This is a genomic window from Nitrospira sp. MA-1, from assembly GCA_032139905.1.
Lineage (GTDB): Bacteria > Nitrospirota > Nitrospiria > Nitrospirales > UBA8639 > Nitrospira_E.
The window spans coordinates 329,226-352,265 of record JAQJDB010000004.1; the positions used below are offsets into that span (position 1 = coordinate 329,226).

At 51.4% G+C, this 23,040-nt stretch carries 20 protein-coding genes; 15 read left to right on the top strand and 5 right to left on the bottom strand.

Translation table 11 applies throughout. The features are described from left to right. The first annotated feature begins 4 nt into the window (after window positions 1-4). Complete coding sequence (locus PJI16_04455) at window positions 5-565, top strand: hypothetical protein (protein MDT3776811.1); 561 nt, start codon at window positions 5-7, stop codon at window positions 563-565. Window positions 566-699: 134 nt separating this feature from the next. On the opposite strand, the gene PJI16_04460 is transcribed toward PJI16_04455, so the two are convergent. Beyond that, window positions 700-1,506 (bottom strand): neuromedin U, encoded by an 807-nt coding sequence (locus PJI16_04460; GenBank protein ID MDT3776812.1) that lies wholly within the window; start codon window positions 1,504-1,506, stop codon window positions 700-702. A gap of 295 nt (window positions 1,507-1,801) precedes the next feature. Next, entirely contained in the window at window positions 1,802-2,500 is a 699-nt protein-coding gene (locus PJI16_04465) for a DUF3313 domain-containing protein (GenBank protein ID MDT3776813.1), read from the bottom strand. Between the two features lie 403 nt (window positions 2,501-2,903). Between PJI16_04465 and PJI16_04470 the strand changes: the two genes are divergently transcribed. Together PJI16_04470 and PJI16_04475 are read left to right on the top strand one after the other, a co-directional pair. Continuing rightward, the gene (locus PJI16_04470) at window positions 2,904-4,379 is read left to right on the top strand and encodes a lytic transglycosylase F (GenBank protein MDT3776814.1); all 1,476 of its coding nucleotides are present in this window, start codon (window positions 2,904-2,906) and stop codon (window positions 4,377-4,379) included. Window positions 4,380-4,584: 205 nt separating this feature from the next. Beyond that, the gene (locus PJI16_04475) at window positions 4,585-4,896 is read left to right on the top strand and encodes a hypothetical protein (GenBank protein ID MDT3776815.1); all 312 of its coding nucleotides are present in this window, start codon (window positions 4,585-4,587) and stop codon (window positions 4,894-4,896) included. 19 nt (window positions 4,897-4,915) lie between these two features. Here the strand turns inward: PJI16_04475 and PJI16_04480 are convergent, their stop codons facing one another. Then, complete coding sequence (locus tag PJI16_04480) at window positions 4,916-5,062, bottom strand: hypothetical protein (GenBank protein MDT3776816.1); 147 nt, start codon at window positions 5,060-5,062, stop codon at window positions 4,916-4,918. Window positions 5,063-5,623: 561 nt separating this feature from the next. On the opposite strand from PJI16_04480, the gene PJI16_04485 reads away from it, so the two are divergent. Beyond that, window positions 5,624-7,195: an arylsulfatase gene (locus tag PJI16_04485; protein MDT3776817.1), complete on the top strand. Its 1,572-nt coding sequence runs from the start codon at window positions 5,624-5,626 to the stop codon at window positions 7,193-7,195. Between the two features lie 136 nt (window positions 7,196-7,331). Here the strand turns inward: PJI16_04485 and PJI16_04490 are convergent, their stop codons facing one another. Then, window positions 7,332-7,658, bottom strand: a complete 327-nt coding sequence (locus PJI16_04490) for a hypothetical protein (GenBank protein MDT3776818.1) — start codon at window positions 7,656-7,658, stop codon at window positions 7,332-7,334. Window positions 7,659-7,949: 291 nt separating this feature from the next. Between PJI16_04490 and PJI16_04495 the strand changes: the two genes are divergently transcribed. The 3 genes from PJI16_04495 to PJI16_04505 all read left to right on the top strand — a co-directional run bounded on the left by PJI16_04495 (window position 7,950) and on the right by PJI16_04505 (window position 9,852). Next, a complete protein-coding gene (locus PJI16_04495) occupies window positions 7,950-8,681 on the top strand; it encodes a TetR/AcrR family transcriptional regulator (GenBank protein MDT3776819.1) in 732 nt (243 codons plus the stop codon). Window positions 8,682-8,858: 177 nt separating this feature from the next. Then, window positions 8,859-9,197, top strand: a complete 339-nt coding sequence (locus tag PJI16_04500) for a YtxH domain-containing protein (GenBank protein MDT3776820.1) — start codon at window positions 8,859-8,861, stop codon at window positions 9,195-9,197. A 181-nt stretch (window positions 9,198-9,378) separates the two neighbouring features. Beyond that, window positions 9,379-9,852: a hypothetical protein gene (locus tag PJI16_04505; protein MDT3776821.1), complete on the top strand. Its 474-nt coding sequence runs from the start codon at window positions 9,379-9,381 to the stop codon at window positions 9,850-9,852. A gap of 16 nt (window positions 9,853-9,868) precedes the next feature. Here the strand turns inward: PJI16_04505 and PJI16_04510 are convergent, their stop codons facing one another. After that, entirely contained in the window at window positions 9,869-10,363 is a 495-nt protein-coding gene (locus PJI16_04510) for an LEA type 2 family protein (protein MDT3776822.1), read from the bottom strand. A 426-nt stretch (window positions 10,364-10,789) separates the two neighbouring features. On the opposite strand from PJI16_04510, the gene PJI16_04515 reads away from it, so the two are divergent. The 8 genes from PJI16_04515 (at window position 10,790) to PJI16_04550 (ending at window position 22,607) form a co-directional block, all read left to right on the top strand. Beyond that, window positions 10,790-12,088 carry a hypothetical protein gene (locus PJI16_04515; protein MDT3776823.1) on the top strand — a complete coding sequence of 433 codons (1,299 nt, stop codon included), beginning with the start codon at window positions 10,790-10,792 and terminating at the stop codon, window positions 12,086-12,088. Window positions 12,089-12,207: 119 nt separating this feature from the next. Further along, window positions 12,208-15,885, top strand: coding sequence for a hypothetical protein (locus tag PJI16_04520; GenBank protein ID MDT3776824.1), 3,678 nt, complete (start codon window positions 12,208-12,210; stop codon window positions 15,883-15,885). Window positions 15,886-16,265: 380 nt separating this feature from the next. Next, entirely contained in the window at window positions 16,266-17,165 is a 900-nt protein-coding gene (locus tag PJI16_04525; GenBank protein ID MDT3776825.1) for a DUF4105 domain-containing protein, read from the top strand. Between the two features lie 223 nt (window positions 17,166-17,388). Further along, window positions 17,389-17,862: a hypothetical protein gene (locus PJI16_04530; GenBank protein MDT3776826.1), complete on the top strand. Its 474-nt coding sequence runs from the start codon at window positions 17,389-17,391 to the stop codon at window positions 17,860-17,862. Between the two features lie 218 nt (window positions 17,863-18,080). Continuing rightward, window positions 18,081-19,949 carry an alpha/beta hydrolase gene (locus tag PJI16_04535; protein MDT3776827.1) on the top strand — a complete coding sequence of 623 codons (1,869 nt, stop codon included), beginning with the start codon at window positions 18,081-18,083 and terminating at the stop codon, window positions 19,947-19,949. Between the two features lie 182 nt (window positions 19,950-20,131). Beyond that, window positions 20,132-20,827 (top strand): DUF3313 domain-containing protein, encoded by a 696-nt coding sequence (locus PJI16_04540; protein ID MDT3776828.1) that lies wholly within the window; start codon window positions 20,132-20,134, stop codon window positions 20,825-20,827. Between the two features lie 64 nt (window positions 20,828-20,891). Beyond that, window positions 20,892-21,221, top strand: coding sequence for a hypothetical protein (locus tag PJI16_04545; protein MDT3776829.1), 330 nt, complete (start codon window positions 20,892-20,894; stop codon window positions 21,219-21,221). A gap of 81 nt (window positions 21,222-21,302) precedes the next feature. Next, window positions 21,303-22,607 carry an outer membrane protein transport protein gene (locus PJI16_04550; protein ID MDT3776830.1) on the top strand — a complete coding sequence of 435 codons (1,305 nt, stop codon included), beginning with the start codon at window positions 21,303-21,305 and terminating at the stop codon, window positions 22,605-22,607. Window positions 22,608-23,040 lie beyond the last annotated feature (433 nt).

Here is a 23,040-nt window from a genome sequence, read left to right on the forward strand (position 1 = left end):
GTTCATGAGGACAGGGATGATCGCACTTGGAATATTTGGACTCGTGAGTCTGCAGATGGGATGCGCGGCATTACCAGGCTCTGATCTCTTGTCGTCCAAAGCGAATGGGACAAAGACGGTGACCACCGACCAGCAGTTCGATGAATTAGCTGACAATTCGTCAAGTTTCCTGAACGAGGAAAAGAAGCTCGCAGGTGCAGTGGTGAGTATTGATCAAACAGACGAAGGGTATCTCATATTAGCTGAATGGCTGCCCTATCCAAAAACAGAACTTGCGGAAGGACCCAAAATCGGTCAATCCGATATGAGCAGACATTTTCTTATTCGTTTTATTGGAAAACGGGAAAAAGAATTTTACACCACTCGGGGGAATATATTTCTTTTAGAAGGGACGGTTGAAGGAACAAAAAAAGCATTAGTAAATGTTTTTGGTCCACGAAAAGATCTGCTCTATGTTAAGGCGAAATGTATCCGTATCTGGGACACCGGACAAGATAGGGACCCCTCCAGCCAATTGGACTCCCAGTATCCTCCACGGATAAGTAGAACACTCTGTGCGGATTAACATCAGAGTCCTCTTGGGTTGGGGATTGTACTTTTGCTCCATGCCATGGCCGCAAGGGGATGTTCTTCCTCCCTATACGGCCAAGGAGGTTCCGAAACAGCGGGAGGATAAAATGGAAAAATGATGGATGCCGGTTAAGCGGGCTTATCTGGAAACAGGATTTGAAATTGGAGCTGTAGCGTCCAATCGGGCGCCCGGTCAGGTTTTTCCAGATAATAAAATCCCTGGAGTTTGATGTTGATCGGACGTTTTTCTCCACGGAACACCACTTTTCCGAATCCGCCTCCAAGGGGTACCGTCCACCGGTTCCTCCTGTCCTCCGCCTCCCAGTTTGCGGTGATTGCCGGGGTAGAGGTCAGGTACCAACCATTGGAAAAGTTGTAATTCACAAATGGCTGAAGTGTAAACAGGTTGACCTTCGGGCGTTGTTTCTCTCCCGCAAATGACCAGACATTTCTGATGACGGCCCCCACTACCCATGGGTCCGGTATGCTGACAAGCGCAAGCGTGGGACCCACGCTCCATTTTCCCAGGCCCAGATGATCATCAGTCGCGGTATTCAAAATAAAAGTCGGGCCTATACCACCAATCAGTTTAAACCGTCGTTTGGATTCGTCACGGGCAAAGAATCCCGTGTACTCAATATCTCCTAACCCGGTCATACTGCCCGTTTTATCCTCTATGGCATTGGCCGGAATATATGGGATGGGAATAGTGAGGCGATTGAGGAGGGCCCAGTTGCCAAATCTTCTTGTGGTGGAGGCCTGAAGATTGAATACATTGACGAGATGGTTGTTGGCCCCGGCCCCGAAAAGCGTACCATTTACAAACCCCACCCGCACAAGGTCGGACACGGGGTTCTGCACTTCTTCGGCTAGTTTTGTAATCTCCTCCGCATGGGTTGATTGACTTCCGAAGAATCCCAGGATCACTCCTATCATGACCCAGCTTCTACATGGTTTTTTCGAGGCCACCGAATATTCCTTTGAGCCCACTAACAATCATGCAGGTGATAAATCGTGGGGAATAACCAATGGGAGGGTTGGGTAGAATCATGAATCGTGTGATTTTTGGGGAGTGTAGCATGGACGTTTGAGAAAGATCTGTCTTGTATTCAGCCACCTATTCCCGGCAAATTGAAACCCCAAGTAGGAGGAACCTTTGTGGCCATGCGAGTAGATTCGCACCTTACCGGGTTTTTCTCCTCAGAGACGAGCTCCCGACCGTTGTCGACTCCTATGGCGTAGGTGGCACACAACTGTGTTCGCCGCGCCATTGGCACAGGCGATAGCGTAGAGTATTGGCCCAGTATTCAAATGATTCTTCGACGTCATTCCATTCTGAAGTGACTCCCGACAAAGACTTTGCACCGCCCCGGCGATCGACTGCGGCGGCCAAAAGCGTCCCATGTTCCACATCCGAAATTTTAGCTTCTATGCTGGCACTGCCAACAAATGTTCCGGTCCCGGTTGTGAGAGATTTGGTCCCAGAAATGACATACCCGGTTGGGAGGACACTGGAAAGGGTATCTAACACCGTATTTGAGGCTTCGGCTTCTGTGAGTGCCACACTCAAACGCATGACATGAGGCCCGGCCTCACGAACAATCCGGTAATCTGCCAAGAGCGCATTCTGTAATTTGCCCGAGAGGAGAGAGGTCAACCGAATACGGTCTTCTTGGGGAATGTCCCGAAGAGAAGATCCCTCACCCAGCCAGAGTTGGATCGGGTCAATCATGATTTTGGAATAGTGTTTCCAATCTGCAACCGGGTTGACGTATCGCAGAAGGGCTTCACTGTCTCCCGCGCCTTTTTGAAGCATCGAATAATCCTCGAGAAACCCGGATCTATTGACCGTGTTTGCCTGTTGAGTTGTCGCACAAGCCGTCATGGCAAAAAAAACAAGAGCCAGTAAAAATCGCTCACTCCTGGGCATGAATGCTCTCCTTTGTCTCGACAAATGGTTTGATGATTTGGAAAACGGCGGAATGAAATTTTTTGTTTCTCCGTTAGCTTCCTTGGTGCTTGAGAAGCCTGGCGGATTGCAGAAAGGGGCATATTTGAAATTTTCCTTATGTGTAGAAGCCTTTTTCAATAACATGGGCAATGGTCAAAAATAGGATAGCCATTGGAGGGCAATGTCAGGTGAGATTGAGCCTGAGGCTAAAACAAAAAACAGACGTGTGATCAATCCCGGTAGTTCGTAGTGGAGGTTCATCCGACCACACGATTGTGGTTGTACTTGATCTTAACTGTAATCAAGTGTTGGATTCCATACATTAAAAATAGTCATAATGGCACTTCGGACTTTGCACATGATAGGTTTTAGGTATATGACCATGCTGAATACAAAGCTTCACAAACCCACATGGCTCGCTTGTCTTGTGCTGTCGATCCTGTTCCTGTTCGTAATTCCTGGCTCTGAGTCAGGGGCTTCTCAGGAGTCGGAGAATCAACTGTTCAGCCCGAAGTTTCCTCAGGCTCTGAAGCCGTGGACGGGCGATTGGGATGGGATGGTCAGCCGCAATCAAGTTCGGGTGCTTGTTCCTTTTAGCAAAACATATTACTTTTTGGACCGCGGCAGACAGCGTGGCCTTACATACGACCTTATGAAAATATTTGCTAAGCAGATTAACCAAGATTTGCAGCGGAAGATCGTGCAGGTTCAGTTTATCTTCATTCCCGTGAACCGTGATGAACTCATTCCGGATTTGCTCAATGGGGTAGGGGATATTGCCGCTGGTTCTCTTACGATTACACCTGAGCGAAAGAAACGTGTGGATTTTTCCGACCCGCTTCTCACCGGGGTGCGCGAAATTATCGTCACGGGTCCTAGCAGTCCTCCGCTCTCTAGTTTGGATGATCTGGCCGGCAAGGCCATCCATGTGCGGAAGTCCAGTAGTTTTTACGAACACCTTGTTCGCTTGAATGCCTCGTTCGCCACTACCGGGAAGCCGGAGATCACGCTCATCCCTGAAGAGGAGAATCTTGAAGACGAGGATCTTCTTGAAATGGTGAACGCCGGTTTATTGCCAATGCTGGTCATGGATAGTCCCAAGGCGGAATTTTGGGCGAAAATTTTTGAGCATATTCGTCTGCATCCGGACATTACTCTTAATGCCGGCGGGGAAATCGCTTGGGCCTTTCGCAAAAACAGCCCAAAGCTGAAAAGGGTGATAAACCGGTTTGTGAGTAAAAATAAGAAAGGCACCTTAATCGGGAATTTGTTATTCACCCGGTATTTAAAAAACACCCGGTACGTTGAAAATGCCGTGTCAACGCAAGAACGCAAAAAATTTCAGAATCTCATGCATGTATTTAAACAAAGTGCCCGACCGTATGGGTTTGATTGGGTGCTTGCCATGGCCCTTGGCTATCAGGAGTCCATGTTGGACCAACGAAAGCGAAGTTCTGCGGGTGCAATTGGTGTGATGCAGCTCTTGCCCAGTACCGCTCGGGATCCCAACGTCAATATTCCCAATATTAAACAGCTTGAGCCTAATATTCATGCCGGAGTCAAGTATTTGCATTTTCTTCATGACCGGTATTTTAAAGACCCCAAAATCAGCCTGTTGAATCAATGGCTTTTTGCCGTAGCCTCCTATAATGCGGGACCTGCCAGGATCGCGAAACTTCGGACGAAGGCGCCGTCGATGGGCTTGAATCCGAATCAATGGTTTAAAAATGTGGAGATCGTGGCGGCGAAGCATATTGGTCGGGAGACCGTTCAATACGTGAGTAATATTTACAAATATTTCATTGCATATCGCCTGATTCTGGAAAAAGAGGAAAAGAAATCAACAGTGCAATATTAAGCTCTGTGAGGGGCACCGACCGGAATAGTCTTCCTTGGGTAAGTGTGGACATCTAGGAGCATCTTGAGACATTCCCGCCTCATTCTTCCCATTCATCCCGCTCCCGGCTCCACTTATTTGAAATAGAATACTGCCTGCCACATCAATTGCAACCCGGCCACTTTCATTCCGTTTCTTCCCTGTTCTATGGGTTGACCGAATTCACGTGCGAGGTCGTTTCGCCAGCATAGCCTTGGGTCTGGCATTAGTCACATGGACATTATTGGGACATGTGGCAATCAGTGAGGCTGATGTCGTTTTTCTTGAAAACGGTGACCGCGTGAGTGGGGACCTTATCGCCTTGGATGACACGGTTCTCGCTATCGACACGGATTACGCCGACATTGTCAATATCGACTGTGATGATGTTGCGGGATTAACTCCTGACAGCCCTCTCTGGTTGGCGTTTCATGATGGGGCTATAATTCCAGATGGCTTAGGCACTCCGGATGGGGATCGCCTGATCCTTCCGGCCTGACCCGGATGGCCCGATTCAACTAAATCAGGTCAGAGCGATTCATCTCTTTGAACTGTCCTACCGCGGCAACCTTGGGCTTGGCAAAAACGTTTTTTCCCAACATCAAACCAACCAATAACAGGCTCATCCTCATTGTCATCAGTTGTCCTGCCAGTATGGTTCCCATACGCTTTTCCTCCTTTCGGTCTTCATTCTCTGCATTCGTATACGTTGGGAGTGAGTCGGGAGCCCTTAAAATAAAACTTGAAGTTCAACATGACGTATTGACATGTGTGAATCGTAGTGGGCTTTTTGCTTTTTCATGGTTACTTTTATGAAAGGATTTTGTTAGGATTTTCCGCTCTCAGGAATACTTGAGAGGTTCCTTCAGGTTTTCGCAAGCTTGTGTTTCATTGCCCTCAAACAAAAAAGATCGGTGCCTGAGGACGTCGCCAAAAACCTGATTGGTGAAGCGCTCAAAACCGAAGGAGCGGACGTCAATATGCGGCACGAATATGCGGAAAAATTCACTCACGTGATTCCTGTGATCAACGTCGCACGGTATTCTTCAAACGGAGAACAAAAGCCGGACTGCGATTCAAGGGCAAACTTGCGACGAATATTCACTTGATCTATTCAGGAACAAACGGAACGGTGTGGTTGCTCTTGCCTTCAATTAGCTTTCAATCTTTTGATGAACATTGTGAAGTTTTCCATTTTACTCCTTGTTGAAGAAAGGAAATTGCTTATGGTTCAAAAACGCCTCGCGAATATCTCGGGTCACAGTCTTCTGGCCTTGGCCGGGCTGGTGTTATGTGCGGGACTGTCGCCCGCTTTTGCTCAGGACAAGCCCAATATCCTGGTCATTTGGGGCGATGATATCGGACAAAGCAATGTCAGCGCCTACTCGAAAGGCATGATGGGCTACCAGACCCCGAATATCGATCGGGTGGCCAACGAGGGGATGATCTTCACCGACTACTATGCGGAACAGAGCTGCACGGCAGGGCGCTCGGCCTTCATCACCGGCCAGAGCGTATTTCGTTCCGGTCTCAGTAAGGTGGGCATGCCCGGCGCCGAGCTCGGCATGCATAAAGACGACCCGACGATTGCCGAGTTACTCAAGCCACTGGGCTACGCCACCGGCCAGTTTGGGAAGAACCACCTGGGCGACAAAGATGAGATGTTGCCCACCAACCATGGCTTCGATGAGTTCTATGGCAATTTATATCATCTCAACGCGGAGGAGGAGCCGGAGCTTCCTGACTACCCGAAGGAGTCTGACTTCCCCAATTTCAAAAAGAATTTCGGCCCCAGGGGGGTCATCCACAGTTTTGCGGACGGGCGAATCGAAGACACCGGCCCTCTCACCAAAAAACGCATGGAAACCATTGATGACGATGTCGCAGCTCGGGCTGCGGAATTTATTGAAAAACAGCACAAGGCCGGGAAGCCGATGTTTGTCTGGGTGAATTTTACGCACATGCATTTCCGGACACACACCAAGCCGGAAAGCCTCGGTCAGTCTGGACGATGGCAGAGCCCCTATCACGACGCCATGATCGACCATGACAAGAATGTCGGCCAAGTGCTCAACAAGCTCGATGAGCTGGGTATTTCGGACAACACGATTGTGATGTATGGCACTGATAACGGGCCCCATATGAACACCTGGCCTGATAGCGGTATGACACCCTTCCGTAGCGAAAAAAACTCTAACTGGGAAGGGGCCTATCGCGTTCCTGCCATGGTGCGCTGGCCTGGAAAGGTCAAGGCTGGTTCGATCTCCAACGAGATTATGTCACACATGGATTGGATGCCGACGTTCCTGGCTGCTGCCGGTGCCCCGGATATCAAGGAAAAGCTCCTCAATGGCCACCAGGCAGGGGATAAGAATTTTAAAGTTCACCTCGACGGGTACAACTTTCTCCCGTATTTGACGGGTCAGACGCAAAAAGGTCCTCGTACAGAATTCTTTTACTTCTCCGACGACGGAGATCTTACGGGTCTCCGTTATGACCATTGGAAGGTAGTCTTTGCTCAACAGAGAGAGGCTGGCACCTTAAAACTCTGGGGAGAACCCTTTGTGAATACGAGAATTCCATGGCTGTTTAATTTACGCATGGATCCGTACGAGCGGGCCACCATTACCTCCAACACTTACTGGGATTGGTATCTCGATCATGTGTACCTATTGTTGCCAGCTCAAAAAGTTGTCGGAGAATTTTTAACAACATTTAAAGATTATCCGCCACGTCAAAAGGCGGCTAGCTTCACCATCGACCAGGTGATGGAAAAGCTGGCTCCCCCAACAAACTAATTTGTCTGAGAGGATTTTAGCAGCAATCCTTGAGCTTTTTGTCGATCGTGATTGCGAGAGGACCGGGCTCAGTTCATCACTGAGACCGGTCTTTTCGTTGCAGATAAGAACACGACAGCGTAGTTATAAGGCAAATTCAATAAAAAGAGATCTGGCCATGGTCTGAAAAATTCACAAAATTCGATTTTGGTTTCTTGGACGGACCGTGTGTCTGTCGGTCTTCTCCACCATGGGTTTTGCGCAGGGCCCATTGCCGTGCAGGAATGAGAGACAACCCAAACAACACATTCTCGATTTCGTCAGGAATTTTCGTGCCAACGAATTTAAGCCCTTCATTGTCTCCCGTGTCGGATTCGAGTTCATGCGTCCATGGGCAGAACAGCTTGCTGGTGACATCCGACGAACCGGTCTCGACCTCGATCCTGTTGGAAATGGCGGGAGAGGCAGAGGAACTGGTTAGCATACTTGTGGATTTCGTCCTGCATCGTTCCTTGGAAGAATCCCCGAATCCGTTCGCGGGGCGAGCACATCCTTTCTTGGCCGTCTGTTTCCTTGAAGGCTGATCAACTGGGCCGACTGCGTGACATTCTTGAAGCGGCTCTTTCCAATCCACCCACAAAACTTACCAAGCTTTCAACAGTCGAACCTTCAACGGATTCGGTGAAATTTTCTTCTTCTATTCTATGTGAAAAATCCGCCTAGTGACGTAATGGCAAATATTGACTAAACGTCAAATGTTTGCTACAAATGACTTATGGCTGTATCAGAACGGAAGAAACGTGAATATGCCCAACGAGAGAGTTTGATTATTGATACGGCCAGAAAGCTCTTGCTTGACCGTGGCTATCTGGATCTCAACATGGATCAAATCGCTGAAGTGACAGAATATTCAAAAGGTACCATCTATCAACATTTCTCATGCAAGGAAGAAATTTTAGTGGCGATGCTTTCCGAGTCAGCCGATAAAGCCGGGCAGTTTCTTCTCAGGGGTTCAAACCTGAAAGGCAATCCGCGTGAACGGATGGCAGCCATGGCGTTGGGTTATGATCTCTTTGTGTGTCTGAATCCGGACCACTTTAAGGCGAAACTCCTGGTTCAAAATGAATCAATCATGAGAAAGGCCTCGCCGACTTTTCAAAAAAAAATGGATGCCTCGAATCAGGAAAACATGCGCCTCGTGGCCGGCGTGTTGCGTGATGCGGTGGCGGAGGGACATGTTCAATTGAAAGAGGGCATCACCCCTGAGGAAGTCGCGTTTGGTTTATGGACAGGGGCCTTGGGGGCATACGTGTTAATGTCCTCCGAAGTGAACCTTCATGCTCTGGGAATAACCGATCCGAGAAAAGCAGTTTGGGAAAATATGCATGCGTTACTCGATGGATTCGGCTGGCGTCCATTGTCCAGCGAATTGGATTATGAGCAGACCAGAATCCGGATTTTGAAGGAGGTGTTTCCCCAGGAAGCCGCTCAGGTAGGAAAGGCCTGAGGCAACTCTTTTTTTATTCTCTGTTGACGAAAAGTCAAAATTTGACGAAGAAAAACATTGTATAATAAGGGAGGATCAATTGCCGACTGCTTTTCTTTTTGTTGTAAGAGCAAACCTGATTTGGATTAGAAACGAAGCATGTGGTTATGAACCGTTTACCATTCAAGGAGGTGTCCAATGGATAAAGTTATGTGGAAGGTCTCAGGGCTTGTATTTGTCACCAGCTCCCTGGTCGGTCTCATAGGTGGACTGCTTGCGGCTCCGCAGTCCGGTTTACGAACCCGGAAAAAAATTCACCGTGGGTATGAGCATATGAAGAAGGATATTAAGGGGCAAGTGAAACAGGAGGTCCATGATCTTAAGGGGGCGGTGGCCAACGTGGCGAGGCAAGGGAATGCCTATCGGGAAAAATTGTTGGCCTGGAAGGGATTCTCAGAATGGCAACAGGGGTTTTTAGATTTCCCACGGGCTGCACCGGTCAAGGTCCTTCGCTGGCATCCCAAAGATGTTCAGTGATAATCTTTCTGGAGTCGCAACGTGTCAATTACAAACATGCTTTGAGTGGTCATCCTGGGGGGTAGAGACCCCAGGATGCGGGGATGAACAAAAAACTCTTTTATGATAATCGTGAGGTCATCCAAGTATCGGCATTGGTGAATAGTCATCATAAACGGGAGAGCAACAAGGGAGTAGATTTATGCGGACATTGATAAGTAAAAGAGTGGTACTCGCCACCATTATGTCCCTTGCAGGGTTTCTTCAGGGCGGTCTGGACCGTGCATCTGTCCAAGCTGCCGTGAAGGGGCAGGAGGTGTTGATGGCAGAGGTGCATCCACCTCGGGAAATTGGGGGATCCTATCCCAATTTATCCAATAACGATGGAGAAGGTGCGGAAGAAAAGGTAAGAGGGGAAAGATTGTTTCAACGCAATCTTCAAAGTGGGGTATTGCAGCAATCGGGGAATGGAGCTCGTCTTCAACTGAAATCTCCCGGCAAGTTGCCGGGGATTGAATTGGGGGTCGAAATGCACAGCCTCCAGGCTTTTCAATCCGTCATTCCGTCAGAGAATCTGCCGCAGGGCCTGGATGTCAAACAGAAGCAACCCATTCTGCTCCGCCCTTCCATCAATGCTCCTGACTATAACGGTGGGTTCCTCCGGTTTACATGGTAAAACCGGAAATTATTTTTTACTCTTGTGCTGCCGGCGCAAAATGGAGGTCCACTTCTCTGCTATCGTCGAAGGGGATGGTGAAGTTGCCGGGGGATTCAGCGAAGGCTGTGCCTTGGAGATGATACCGCAGTTTGGCGGCCGTGGAATTCATTCCTTGAACCTGACGAAGGAAGCTGTCGAGGCCGGTAATCACCTCTCCCGTGACCACCTCGGATTCCAATCGCGGGACGATCACTTTTGCTGGTGACATGCCGTTGCCGAATTCCTTGTCGTTCAGCTCAATATCAAAACGAATACCGTTGAGACCCAGATCGAAATTATTGGGATTCTGGATCCGGAGTTGCACCTCAAAACGCTGTTCAAAGAGGGTGACATCTTTCGGAGTAATGCCGGCAATAGAGATCTTTGGTGTCTCAAAATTCCCAGGGAGAGTTGAGCAGGCCGACATAAACCCGATAACGAGTAGGATGAGGACGGATATTCGCAACCTCCTGCTGAACACAATCGGCATAGATTTTTTCCCTTCATGGGTCTGTTGAAAAAAGCCGCCAGCGGCGTTCTCGCCATTTTCCCGTGCTCACGTACTAAGCGTACGCTCCGCGCGGAAAAACGGCTGCGGCCTTGCTGGACAGACTTTTTTGAACCGACCCGGAGCCTTGATGAGTAATCTAATCTTGGGCAAATTTTCTCTTGAAACTATTTTTATTCAACACTCCCTTCATGGTGAAAGTGCGGGTACGCCGCACCAGCAAAGAATCTTCCGTCTACTTCTGTCCAGTCCACAAACGGCCAATACCACTCTAGGGCACGACCGCTTGTCATTTGCTATAGCGTACTTCATTTGGTAAAACCCGTTTCTGCGAGTGGTAGTCTCATTGAACGGGGGAAGCCAAAGGTGTTCCGGAAGCAAGATTCCAAGCGAAGGGGGCGTGCTTTCGTGCCCCTCGCATCCCGGTGGCGGGGTTTCGCTGGTTCGATACTGGTCGTTTTGTTTGCGGTCGTGGTGGGCAATGTGCAGCCAGCGAAAGCTCAAAGTGCGGACACCTCACCAACGGGAATGGTGGCATTCTTTCCACAGACCGAATGCCCTGCGGGGTGGGAAGTGGCCGATTATCTGCAGGGCAGGCTCGCCATCGGCATCGTCGACACGGATGAATGGACACTCGGAGCGCAGGTGGGCACGGCACTCAAGAATGTCACCGCGCCGTCCCACGACCACGAGTTTGATGTCACCCTGACATTAAGCGAAAAGAAGCTTAAGGCCGGGGACTGCGGCGGGGATACCTCCGGCGCTGCAAAAAAAGGTGACTATCCCGTTAACGGTCCGACAGAGAGCGGCGGAAGCGCCGACTTGCCGTTATATCAGATCCTCGCGTGCGAGAAGCAGGATAGCGGGGTGCCGCCGCCGACGGATGGCTATGGTACTTCGGCGCTTGCCTTCTTCAATCTCTCGTCCTGCCCGACCAACTGGACGGGGGCGACCGCATTGTCCTCGGGTTCGACCACGTACAGTAATGTGAACGGTTTTTTCGTCCTGCCGTTCGAGAACCCCTCCGATGGGACCGTCGGCAGTGCGGTCGGCAAACCTTACACTGATGGGGAGCAGCGCACGCATACGCATACCCTTAATTCGAGCATCACACTCGGCGAGGTCAAGTACGAAGGGTTTGCCGGCAGTTGTGGGAAACTAACCAGCGACGGCACGCACAGTTTCAGTGGCACAACGGATGCTGCGTTCGACAACGTCCCGTACACGCAGCTTCTGATGTGCGAACGCTATCCGAACATGAGCGCGACCAACCCCCCAACCGGCGTGCCGACCAATATTGTGCTCTTCTACGCCGTGGAGGAATGCGCCCTGGGCTGGAAAGCGAGTGCCACGGGAAGCGGGCGCTTCTTTGTCGGCCTACCGGAAAATGGCACCGAAAATGAGGCCTTCGGCAGTGGTAACCCCATGGTGACGCCGGGCGAGGGCATCTCCCACGACCACGCGATCAGTGGTTCGGTCACGATCTCCAATCAGAAGGTTGCTTTAGCAAAGGGAACCGATTCTGATCCCTACGGCCAGAAGGGCACGTATAGCTACGGCGGCAGCACTGATGTGAGTGCCTTCTCCCTGCCATATGTGGTCGCAGCCGACTGTCAGCCATGCAGCATCAATGATACCAATCCGCAATGCCAACAGGCAGCGCCGTCCGAAAAGGAAAGCGTCGAAGCCGACGCAAAAGGGATGTGAGACCGGCTTCGCCAGCATGACAAATTAAACGAAGCCGACGAAGCACTGCAGCGAAAATGCGCTGACAATGGCGGTTGTTCAGCAGCCTGTCAGAGCCATGATGGTGTGAGGGAACGGACATGGTCGCAACCATTCAGAACATCACCGTCGGCGTAAATCTTATCGACGACTACCTGTTAACGCAGGAAGCGCCTGTGGCCAGCCAACTGACGCGGCAGCTTTTCACGGTCGTGCAAAATCCCGTCGGCACGGCGGACAACGCCTGCGAACTCTTGACCATCAATGGAGACGGCGACCCGGTGCACTTCTACCCCGACGCGTCGTCCCAGTCCGGCTGGTCGACGACAACCATTTCCGTTACCCAACCGACCAACACCGGCACATGCGACCGCATCCTGGGTTTTTATCATAAAAACGTACTTAATGCCTTGTTCTACTATCCATTGACGAGCGGGTCGGGCAGTGCGGTGGTGTGGATGCAGTCTTCACAGCCGGGAACATGGACCACTGCACTCCTTTCCCCGATGGCAGAGGACTGGATCGGCTTTACCTATCAGACCGACCAGTACGTCGACTCCGACGGCAACGCCTATCTCTATGGGATAACCGGCAACGTCAGTCCCCATGCATTTTTCATCATAACCTACGCCACTGATCCACAGACGGGCCAACTGGCTTGGATTCCTATCGCCGAGTTTTTTCCGAGCCAGTTCTCGCCCGAGATCACCAGTCCGGACACCGCCGCCTTTCTGATGACCGAAGGCGCCGGTGGCGCGGGCACCGTGACCGTTCTTTGGGTGGACGACGATAACATTTCGCATCAGGACGCCACCCTCACCTGGACACAGAATTCATCTCAGTTTCAGTGGATAGGGGAATCAGCCACGTTCAATCCCAATGTCGGCACGTTGACCGCGAATAATCTCTACAGCATTCCCAGCGATCTCGGCAGCGGCCATCTTCTGATTCTCGACAACAATAGCAAGCTGTATCAGGTCTCGGATTTCTATTCATCCAATCCGACCATCACGGCGCTGACGGGAGACACAACCGAAGGCCAACCCGGAAGTGCCACCGCTGTCGGCATCGGCGTCGACGCCAGCAATATCGTCACGATGTTCATCGTCGAGGGTAGCAGCAGCAATCTGTGGTACCTGGAGCAGACTGACACTTCGTCTCTGAGCTTCGGTGCCTGGTCGAATTTGGGCGGGACCCTCTACGCCGTCAACTGTCCGCCGTATATGCGCGCCGGGCCGGAGCTGTTCAGCGCCGGGATTGGCACAGGTACGCCAGCCGCCTATCACACCGATCAGAACCTTTCCGATGCCGGCGATGGAACCTACATCTGGTCGACCCGAAAAATCTCGGGGCCGCCGCCGCCGTCCGACACTACGCCGACCGATACCGCGACCTACTCGATGGAGCTGCAGGCCTTCGACTCCGGGCAGAATCCGGTCGCCAATAGCACGGTGACGGTAACGGCGGACCAGGCCGTCACCGTGATCTGGAACGCGATGGCCTCGCACATCAGCCCCAACACGCCTCTCCAGGTGGGCTTGGACGCCAATGGCCAGGCTACCGTGCTCTACGAGGCCGTGGGCCTGACCCCGCCTGTGATCACCTTCACCGCCTATGATACCAGCGAGGCCGTGAGTGCTTCGCGATGGTGCCGCGGCGACGTCGTCCAATACATCCAGTCTTTGGACGATTCGCCGCCACCGACGCCGGACGATTCAGTGGCACCGCAGTTAAGTACGGTCACTGGGTCGGAATTGATCAGCAACAACCTGACCGGAGGGGATTACTCGCAATCGGGACCGGCCGATTCAGCGGCTCAGGCGATCAATTCAACCGGCGGATATATGATACAGAACGCCAATGACCAGAATGGGCAAGGCACTATCGACGTCGGCCGCATCAAGGTCCCTCACTGGCAGATCGACTTTACCCATCCCGACGGCCCGCGCTTTCGTGTGCTAAGTGCTGAGGAAGCTGCAGACCTCCTTGCCTGCCTCCGCAAGCCGGGCGAGGCCCCCGGCGGTATCGGCAAAGCGTTCGGCGATGTAGCACACTTTTTCAAGCATGAGATCGACCAACTTGAACAATTCACCGCGACTCTCCAGAACGATGTCCTCACCATTGTTTTTAATGATTTGGCACCCTTTGTCATCTCCACGATCAAGCAGGCAGGAGCGGCTTGCCAGACCATCTTCGCCAAGATTAGAGACCTGGCCGACGAGATCTACACGGCGATGCAGGAGGTGATTGCCTGGCTGAAGATGATGTTTGACTGGAGCGATATCTTGAACACGCACACGGCGATAAAGTCCACGGTCACTCAGACATTGACCAACATGCAGAACAGTATCGCCGGCGCCGAACAAGACTTCCCGAATTATTTCTCGTCACTCAATACCGAGATCACCAAGGTCTTTACCGATCTTGAGCAGTATTTTGACAACTCCACATCGTTCAATGCCATGGCCAATAATGCCCAGACGCAAGCCGCGGCGCTCTCCGGTTCCAGCGGCAACGTTCTGGCCGCCACAACAATTCTCAACAAGGAGCGAGAGTACGCCTCGAAGTGCAAGTATATCTATAGCCGGTCGAAGTCTTACTTCGGCGACATCGCCCCGGCTGCGCTGGCGGGGCTTCCGCCGCGGCTGGGAGACGGTGATCCGACGCAATCAATTCTTCAAGCGGTGCAGACTTACATCCTCGACCCGAAGGACTCCCAGGGTCACTCGTACTTCACGCAATACTTCGACACATTCAATAAGACAATCATGAACACCGTCTCCGATCCAAGTGAGTTTTTTGATCTCATCATCTTGTCTTTCCTGGAAGCGGCTAAGGATCTCACTCTTTTCATCGTCGATGCGATCGAACAAGTCTTGGAAGCGATTATCAAATTATTGGGGCAGGCGCTATCGGCATTCGAGGGCATGCTCAACGCTAAAATCGACATTCCTATCATTTCGTGGCTGTGGAAGACCTGGATTAGTCCCGGCGATGAACTGACGCTCCTCGACTTGTCCTGTCTGATCGCCGCCGTCCCGGCCACGATCCTGTACAAGCTCTTGTACGGTGATAACAATCCGCCGTTCAACAGCACCACGCTAAATGAACTCACCAACGGGGGGCTTGCGTGGCCGACGATGCCCGGCTTCATCAACGCGGAGATTGCCGCGCCCCAGCAGTTGGTCCGCACGCAGGCATCAAACGATTATATCGTGCCTCTGCAGGTCGTCGCCGGCCTCTCCCTTTTCTTTACCGGAATCGTGACGGTCGCCGCAGATGGCAAAGCCGCCAACGGGGAGGCCGATGACACTGCCAAGACTCTGTCAGTCATCTCAGTCGTGCTGGCGGCCCTTCAGGCGGGGGCCGGTGCGCCGTACGATGTTTTTGCCGAGGCGCCAGCGGATCGAACCAACGCCGATAATTGGGCTATCGGCGCCTGGACAGCATCATTGGTCCAGTTGTCTTGCGATACGTGTTTCGTCGCCCTTGGCGCGACAAATACATTAACCGAGTTTGTCGAAGTTGTCGGTCCGACGGCAGACACGGCTTTGGGAATTTGTGAGGAAGCGTGTGGCGTCGTGGCCTGCATTTACCAGAGTGACTCGGGGTCTTACTCGGGGTGGGATTGCACGTTGGATATCGTTTCTCCTATCAGCGAAAGCCTCAGGGCCATGCTCGACTGTGGTCAGGAGGCCGCGACATTCCTGATGGTGGCTGACACGGTCCTCTACCTGGGCACAATGGCGGTCTCCATCCCCGCCGCCGACAGTGATTGAGCCGGGCAAGTATGGTATTGTCCCGGTCACGTTTTCAAGTATGCCGTTCAATGAGCCAGAAGGTCTTTCGAAGCCTGCCGCAGTATCTTTCGGGCAAAAATGGCGATAATGCAAGATGACACCCGGATTGTTGATTGTCGTTTCCCAGGTATATCAATCTTCCGGAATCTTCTGCTTAGTTCGCGAATCTCATGCCTCTTGTGTGTCAGGTTTTGCCAAGAGCAAGAGTAACGTGCTCCTCAATCCTGACACATGCTCATAAAGGAATGTTCCTGCGACAGAGAATAAGGTACGTCGGTCTTTCTCTGGGAGCATTCCTGATTGTTGGAATGGGGGGCTGGGGCACCTTCGCGTTATATTTTGACGGGCCGGAATCTGACATGCTCCGGACATTCCTGGCTATATGCTTTGCCGTAGCCAGCCTTGCGGCGTTGGTCGGCTTTTGCACCAGTCGATTTCGATGGATGGCCACTGGATCCTATCTCAGCCTGTTTATGGTGCTTTTTGTCTGGTGGAGCATGATCGAGCCGTCCAATGATCGCGTGTGGCAACCGGAAGTGGCCCTCCTTCCCTATGCCTCTTTCGATGGAGATTTGATCACCGTCCACAATATTCGAAACTTTGACTATCGTACTGAAACCGATTTTACGCCCGCCTATTACGACCAGACCTACGATCTCACCAAACTGGATTCCGTGGACCTTATGGCCGCCTATTGGATGGGTCCGATGATCGCGCATATTTTTCTCACGTTCGGATTCGGTGATGACCACCTGGCCATTTCCATCGAAGCAAGAAAGGAAGCCACTGAAGGCTATTCTTCCATCAAAGGATTTTTTAAACAGTATGAGCTGATCTATATCGTGGGCGACGAACGGGATCTGATCCGGGTCCGGACGAATTATCGAAAAGATCCTCCTGAAGATGTGTACCTGTATTCAGTAGCCGGATCTCCTGAAAACCTCAAACGGATTTTTCTGGGGTACATGAATACCATCAACGAACTCCGCGAGCGACCGAAGTTCTACAATACCCTCACCGCTAACTGCACGAATGTCATCTGGATGCACACGCGTTTAAATCCCGGCCATGTGCCCTTTTCCTGGAAAATTCTGTTAAGCGGGTACACTCCTGCCTACCTCCACGAGCAGGGAAAATTGGGTGCCGGTCCTTCATTCGAAGCATTGCAGGCTCGTGCCCATATTAACGAACGGGCCGGGCAGGCCGACCGAGCTCCTGATTTTTCCAGTCGCATCCGTGCCCATCTTCTCTCTCCCTGATATCCGCAACCAGGATTTAAGTTGATTCTCAATCTGCAGCCGTTGTGCTATTTCAGTTTTACCAGTTCCCACAGAAAGGCTGAATAAACTTTCCGCTAGCGTTTACTTTATTTTACGCCTTTGCTACGCTTGCTGCCGCCGATTCAGGCGAAGATGTGAGAGAATTCCATTCTCTCATCTAGCATTCATCATCATCTACCCACAACCAAGGAGTATTAGCGTTATGAAGCAGTTCATCATGTGTACCATTGCCGCCGTCATTCTGTGCGTGACTCCAGTTTTCGCGGAGAATGCACAAATCACGAATATGCAAATTCTGATCGATAAGGTCAAAGCCGATAAGAAACTACTCATCGCCAGCAATATGGATTTGACGGACAAAGAATCCAAGGATTTCTGGCCGCTCTACGAGGGCTATCAAAAAGAACTGGAGAATTTAAACCAGCATTTGGGCGGACTCATCAGCGAGTATGCCGAGGCGTACAATAAAGGGTCCGTGCCTGAGAAAGTGGCTAAGGATCTCATCAACGAATCAATCAAAACTGAAGGGGCGGAAGTCAAAATGCGGAGGGAATATGCCGAAAAACTGAGCAACGTCCTTCCGGCTCATAAAGTGGCTCGCTATCTGCAAATGGAGAACAAAATCCGGGCTGCGATCAAGTTTGATCTTGCCGCCAATATTCCGTTGATGGATTAGTCCAGGATTCAAGAATGTTTTCGGATTTGTGCCTCAGCACGGCTGCTATCGGTTGAATTTCTACGTTCATCACAGATAAGGCGACTTGCTCCTCCGTGAATGGAGGAGTAAGTCGGTCGTCCGAAGATGAAAACGGCTGAGTCAATCCCGAAAAAAAATGATTCGGGATTAGCCGTAGTCAGTCTTCACCCAATTTTCTCAAAGGAATCGCAAGGAACATGACTCGTACCCAATCTCACGGTCTCTGGTTTTTTGTCATCTTCACCGCCGTCATGATGACCGGTTGCCAGTCGCCGGTAGGGGTGACTCGTGTCGATTCTGAGACCGTTCGGCACCAATTAACCAAAAACGCGATTTCTTCAGGGGAAACCAGCCCCTATACCGAAAATGTGCTCCGTGTCACCGATCTGACTGAGGCCTATTTTGATGATCCCCGTGAGGCGTTGAACACCTTGCACCATATCTTCCTCGCTGAAGAGCAACGAAAAGCTCCCGTAGCGTTCGCGCTCGCTGAATTGTCTTTTCTCTATGCGCAAAAAACCAACCAACCGTCCTATTATCTGGCCGCGGCCTTGTATGCGTATCTATATTTGTTTTCCGAAAATTCGAGCAATCATTTCAACCCATTTGATCCTCGTGTGCGGATTGCGGCTGATTTGTACAATAGAAGTCTGACGTCAGGATTCATTTCAAAAGAGCGTTCCGTCATGATTCTGCAATCGGGAAGCTATGCCCTTCCCTTCGGAACCCTCCAGGTGGCCCTTCCGGAAAATCGGCTCCAGTGGGAAAACCGGACACTCACCAATTTCATCCCCGTTGCAGAGTTGGAAGTCCGTGGATTACACAACCGGTATCGGCAAGCCGGAATCGGAGTTCCGTTAGCGGCCGATCAAATCCCCTTAGGGCAGGAGGAGGGTTTACAGATTGCCAAAGGCAAAATGCCTGTCACGGCCTTCATGAGGCTTCCCAATCTTATGGAACAACTGAAGAAGGGGACTATTCAGGGAGACTGGGAGGTATATAACGCCTATGACCGGAGAACGATCAGTATCCAGGAAAGTGATGTGCCGTTGGAAATTGAATTTACCTCTTCCCTGGCAGCCAGTTTGGCCGATGATCGGGTCTGGGCACGGGAACTGAAGGGGTTTTTTATGGGAGATTCGTTGGCCGGTGAGTCAGGAGAATTAATTGCTCTGGAGCCGTATAGACCAGGCCGTATTCCGGTCGTCTTTGTCCATGGGACGGCCTCCGGCTCCGGAAGGTGGGCAGATATGACCAACGATCTGATGGCGGACCCCTCAGTTCGTGATCGATTTCAGTTCTGGTTTTTCACATATGATACCGGCAATCCCATTTTGTATTCTGCGGCTTTGCTGCGGGAAACCCTGCAAACAACCGTGAACGACCTGGAACGGAAATATCAGGATCCTGCTCTCCAGGCGATGGTCGTCATTGGACATAGTCAGGGTGGGCTGTTGAGCAGACTCACGGCCGTCGAAACCGGAAATATCTTTTGGGATGAAGTGAGCAACCAACCACTTGACGACATGAAGGTTTCCAACCAGACCCGGGACTTACTGCAACGAATGCTGTTTATTACCCCACTTCCCACGGTCAACCGCCTTATCTTTATTGCTACGCCCCATCATGGGAGTTACGTGGCTGGAAGTTGGGGTGCCCATCAACTGGCCAAGTTCGTAAAGCTGCCGGGCCGATTGATGTCAGGTGTCACAGATCTCCTGTCGTTAAAACTCGACACACTCAAGCTGGATTTACAAGGAATGAATGTGGGAAGTGTGTCGGCAATGGAGCCGGGAAGTCCGCTGGCGAAAGGCCTGGCTCAGACGCCTTTGGCTCCCGGAGTTTCGGGCCACTCAATTATAGCAGTGGAAGGCGATGGTCCCGTGGAGGACGGTAACGATGGAGTGGTGGCCTATCAGAGTGCTCATCTGGAGGGAATGGAATCGGAATTCGTGGTTCGTTCCGGCCATTCCTGTCAATCGAATACCCATACCATCCAGGAAGTCCGACGCATTCTCCTTCTTCATGCCCAAGAACGGTGTGAAACCCATAGCGTGTGTCACTGATGAGTTAATCTCTGTCATCAAGATCGCGGGTCATGCCGGTTCGGGATGAAGAGGATGAACCGGCCTTATGGGTCAATATGTTAATTTTTCTCTCAGTTCGCTATACTCCGCGTCTAAGCGCATCCCTGTTTAGGAATTGAAAAAATCGTCAGATTTAAATTTTCAACGAATGGAGGAATGTTATGAGCCCTGTCAACATCGGCTTGGTGCTGATTCTGTTGGTAAGCCTTTCCGGTTGCGCCAGCACCCAGCAAACTCGGAACGTGGAACAATCCGGATTTCTTGGAGACTATTCCATGTTAAAAGAAGGGAAAAAGGACGAAACCCTTCAAATCTATAAAAATCCTCAAGCCGATTGGAAGAAATACCACAAAATTATTCTTGATCCCGTGACTCTTTGGATCGGCAAGGATTCCCAATTACAAGACGTTTCCGCCGAAGATCGTCAACGGATGGCGGATCTCTTCTGGGTCAAATTACATGAAGCCTTAAAAACCGATTATGAAATCGTGACCTCACCCGGTCCGGATGTTATGCGTATTCAGGCCGCTATCACGGAAGCCGAAACCTCCAATCCCGTCTTAGATACGGTTTCAAGCATCGTTCCTCAGCTGAGAGTTTTAACCGGAATAAAAGGTTTCGCGACAGGCGTGTCCGGATTTACCGGTTCGGCGAGTGTGGAGTTGAAAGTCACAGATTCCTCGGACAAGACGCTGTTGGCCGCTGCGGTGGATCGCAGGGGAGGGACGAAAAGTCTGAGCGGAGTCACCAATTCGTGGAACGACGTCGAGGAAGCCTACCGGTATTGGGCGGAAAAAGTACGCTGGCGGGCATGTATGCTTCGAGGTGAAGAAAATTGTGTGGAGCCTGAGGCCTAATGGCCCGGCTTCCCCAGCATGGTTCGGTCGAATCATCGATGTGTTCACAAAAAAGGAGATGCGTATGAGAGTTGTGCCCTGGTGGTCGAGTTGCGTGATCCTTGCATTGACATCCTGTGGTGGAGGGAATCTCCAGCAAATGGATGCTACACCTTATGCTGAAATGATCGAACGTCCTAACGGCGAGTGTCCGCACTCAAAGGTTGAACAAGGTATTGTCAACAAGCATCCGGAGGCGACGGTCATGGTGACCGTTTCCGAGATTACTGGAGACAAGGTGATCACGACTTCCCAAATACCTGTGAAAGGTGGTGAAACCGTGTATATCGGGTGCGCCGTCCTGCCGTCGGGCCAGGATGCCGCTCGTAAGATTCTCAACGTCCAATTTGAATAAGCGATTTCAGGGCCATGTCGGAAGCGTGGCCCTGGACTTCTTCTGCAATGCATCCATCGGATAACGAGGATTGATGAAAGTATGTTTTTGGTGAAAGTCCGATTTCATATCCTGTGTCTACTCCTGGTAGGAACATTACTCCTGCCTGTAATGGCTCAAGCCGGAGGGCTCTTCCTGACTGAAATTGGCACTCCCGACGTGGGACTTGCCGGAGCGGGATGGGCGGCCCGCGCACAGGATGCGTCAACCTTATTTAAGAATCCCGCCGGCATGTCCCTCTTGGAGGGGGCTCAATTTCAGGGTGGCGCCCAACTCTTATATGGCGATGTTGGATTCACCTCCGACGGCAAATCTACCCCGTCCGGCGGGGGAGGCGGGAATCCTATCGATGTGTTTCCCGGAGCCAGCGGGTTTTATGTGCATCCCCTTGGAGATGATTGGAGAGTGGGCTTTGGCATCTTTTCCAATTTCGGTCTGGGATTAAAATATAAGGGAGAATGGGTTGGGCGCTACTATGTCAAGGATGCGCTGCTGGCCGGAGTCAGTTTTATGCCCACCGCCAGCTATCGGGTGAATGAATACCTGTCTGTCGGCGGAGGGGTCAACGTGATGCTGGGCGCCGTCAAACAAACCGTTGGTATCAACAATCTCGGGAGTGCCAATGACGGTCAAATGCAAATCAAAGATCAGGCGGTCGGGGTGGGAGGCAATATCGGTATTATGTTCACGCCGATCCGAGGGACACGTTTCGGCCTCACGTATCAATCGCCCATTGATTTGAATTTTTCCGATAAGCCGAAATTTTCAAATCTTGGTCCCATCGGCACCACCTTGCAGAATAACGGTCTGCTGAACAAGAAGCTCGATGTGGGTATTACCGTCCCCCAATCGCTGATGTTCAGCGCCTACCACGACCTGACGGGGGCATGGTCCATCATGGGTGACTTTGGATGGCAGGACTGGTCGGAATTCGGGAAGGTGGATATCGGCGTGGATACAGCCAACGCCACAAACCTTACCGCCAATCTGAACTACCAGGATACCTGGCATGTGGCATTTGGAACCCAATATCGCTTGAACCCCGCATGGGTGGTCTCGACCGGGTTTGCCTACGATAGTTCCATGGTGAAGGATAAAAATCGTACACTCAGTATGCCCGTTGGCGAAACCTACAAATTCGGGCTGGGAGCCCTCTGGCAAACGACGCGCACTCTCAATCTTGGTTTTTCCTATGAACTGACCTGGATAGGAGATATGCCGGTTGATCAAAATCGTGGACCGCTTTCCGGCCAAGTATCCGGGAACTTTAAGGATTCCGCGATGCACTTTTTTGCCTTGACCGTCACCTGGGGAGAAGGGGTGAAGATGGGGCCAGGAGGAGCCTAAGGCCAGCGTCGTTTTCGAAGGCGCCCCGACAGCAGGGCGCGCGGGTGGACCGTTGGTTCATATGTGATCCCTTCCTCCTGCACGACGATCATGACAACATGAGGCAATCATTTTCTCCAACTATTCGCTTTGGCATTGGGTGAAGGGTTCGAGAAGCGGCGCTACCTGAAACATCGTGTGAATAGGAATGGCAATCCCGCCAGGGATCCGGGTTTCTTTCGAATCCTCCCTCAACAGTCGATCTCCCCCTGTACATCGGTACCATTTTCTGCTCTGTCGTCGATGAACGTTCCATCACCCCAAAGACTCATTTTCGTAAGGTGATTAACAGACGAGCACACTAGTGGTGGGTCTCGGACTCTATGAGAGCCGGGACCATGGTCATAAAAATTGAAACCCGCCCGGGCACCAAAACCTGCGCCGGTCACACGGC

Coding starts and splice junctions, on each gene's coding strand:
- PJI16_04545 (MDT3776829.1), top strand. CDS start 20,892: ATGAGAGTTGTGCCCTGGTGGTCGAGTTGCGTGATCCTTGCATTGACA.
- PJI16_04535 (MDT3776827.1), top strand. CDS start 18,081: ATGACTCGTACCCAATCTCACGGTCTCTGGTTTTTTGTCATCTTCACC.
- PJI16_04465 (MDT3776813.1), bottom strand. CDS start 2,500: ATGCCCAGGAGTGAGCGATTTTTACTGGCTCTTGTTTTTTTTGCCATG.
- PJI16_04505 (MDT3776821.1), top strand. CDS start 9,379: ATGCGGACATTGATAAGTAAAAGAGTGGTACTCGCCACCATTATGTCC.
- PJI16_04460 (MDT3776812.1), bottom strand. CDS start 1,506: ATGATAGGAGTGATCCTGGGATTCTTCGGAAGTCAATCAACCCATGCG.
- PJI16_04485 (MDT3776817.1), top strand. CDS start 5,624: ATGGTTCAAAAACGCCTCGCGAATATCTCGGGTCACAGTCTTCTGGCC.
- PJI16_04470 (MDT3776814.1), top strand. CDS start 2,904: ATGCTGAATACAAAGCTTCACAAACCCACATGGCTCGCTTGTCTTGTG.
- PJI16_04490 (MDT3776818.1), bottom strand. CDS start 7,658: ATGCTAACCAGTTCCTCTGCCTCTCCCGCCATTTCCAACAGGATCGAG.
- PJI16_04550 (MDT3776830.1), top strand. CDS start 21,303: ATGTTTTTGGTGAAAGTCCGATTTCATATCCTGTGTCTACTCCTGGTA.
- PJI16_04525 (MDT3776825.1), top strand. CDS start 16,266: ATGCTCCGGACATTCCTGGCTATATGCTTTGCCGTAGCCAGCCTTGCG.
- PJI16_04510 (MDT3776822.1), bottom strand. CDS start 10,363: ATGCCGATTGTGTTCAGCAGGAGGTTGCGAATATCCGTCCTCATCCTA.
- PJI16_04495 (MDT3776819.1), top strand. CDS start 7,950: ATGGCTGTATCAGAACGGAAGAAACGTGAATATGCCCAACGAGAGAGT.
- PJI16_04530 (MDT3776826.1), top strand. CDS start 17,389: ATGAAGCAGTTCATCATGTGTACCATTGCCGCCGTCATTCTGTGCGTG.
- PJI16_04480 (MDT3776816.1), bottom strand. CDS start 5,062: ATGGGAACCATACTGGCAGGACAACTGATGACAATGAGGATGAGCCTG.
- PJI16_04500 (MDT3776820.1), top strand. CDS start 8,859: ATGGATAAAGTTATGTGGAAGGTCTCAGGGCTTGTATTTGTCACCAGC.
- PJI16_04540 (MDT3776828.1), top strand. CDS start 20,132: ATGAGCCCTGTCAACATCGGCTTGGTGCTGATTCTGTTGGTAAGCCTT.
- PJI16_04455 (MDT3776811.1), top strand. CDS start 5: ATGAGGACAGGGATGATCGCACTTGGAATATTTGGACTCGTGAGTCTG.
- PJI16_04520 (MDT3776824.1), top strand. CDS start 12,208: ATGGTCGCAACCATTCAGAACATCACCGTCGGCGTAAATCTTATCGAC.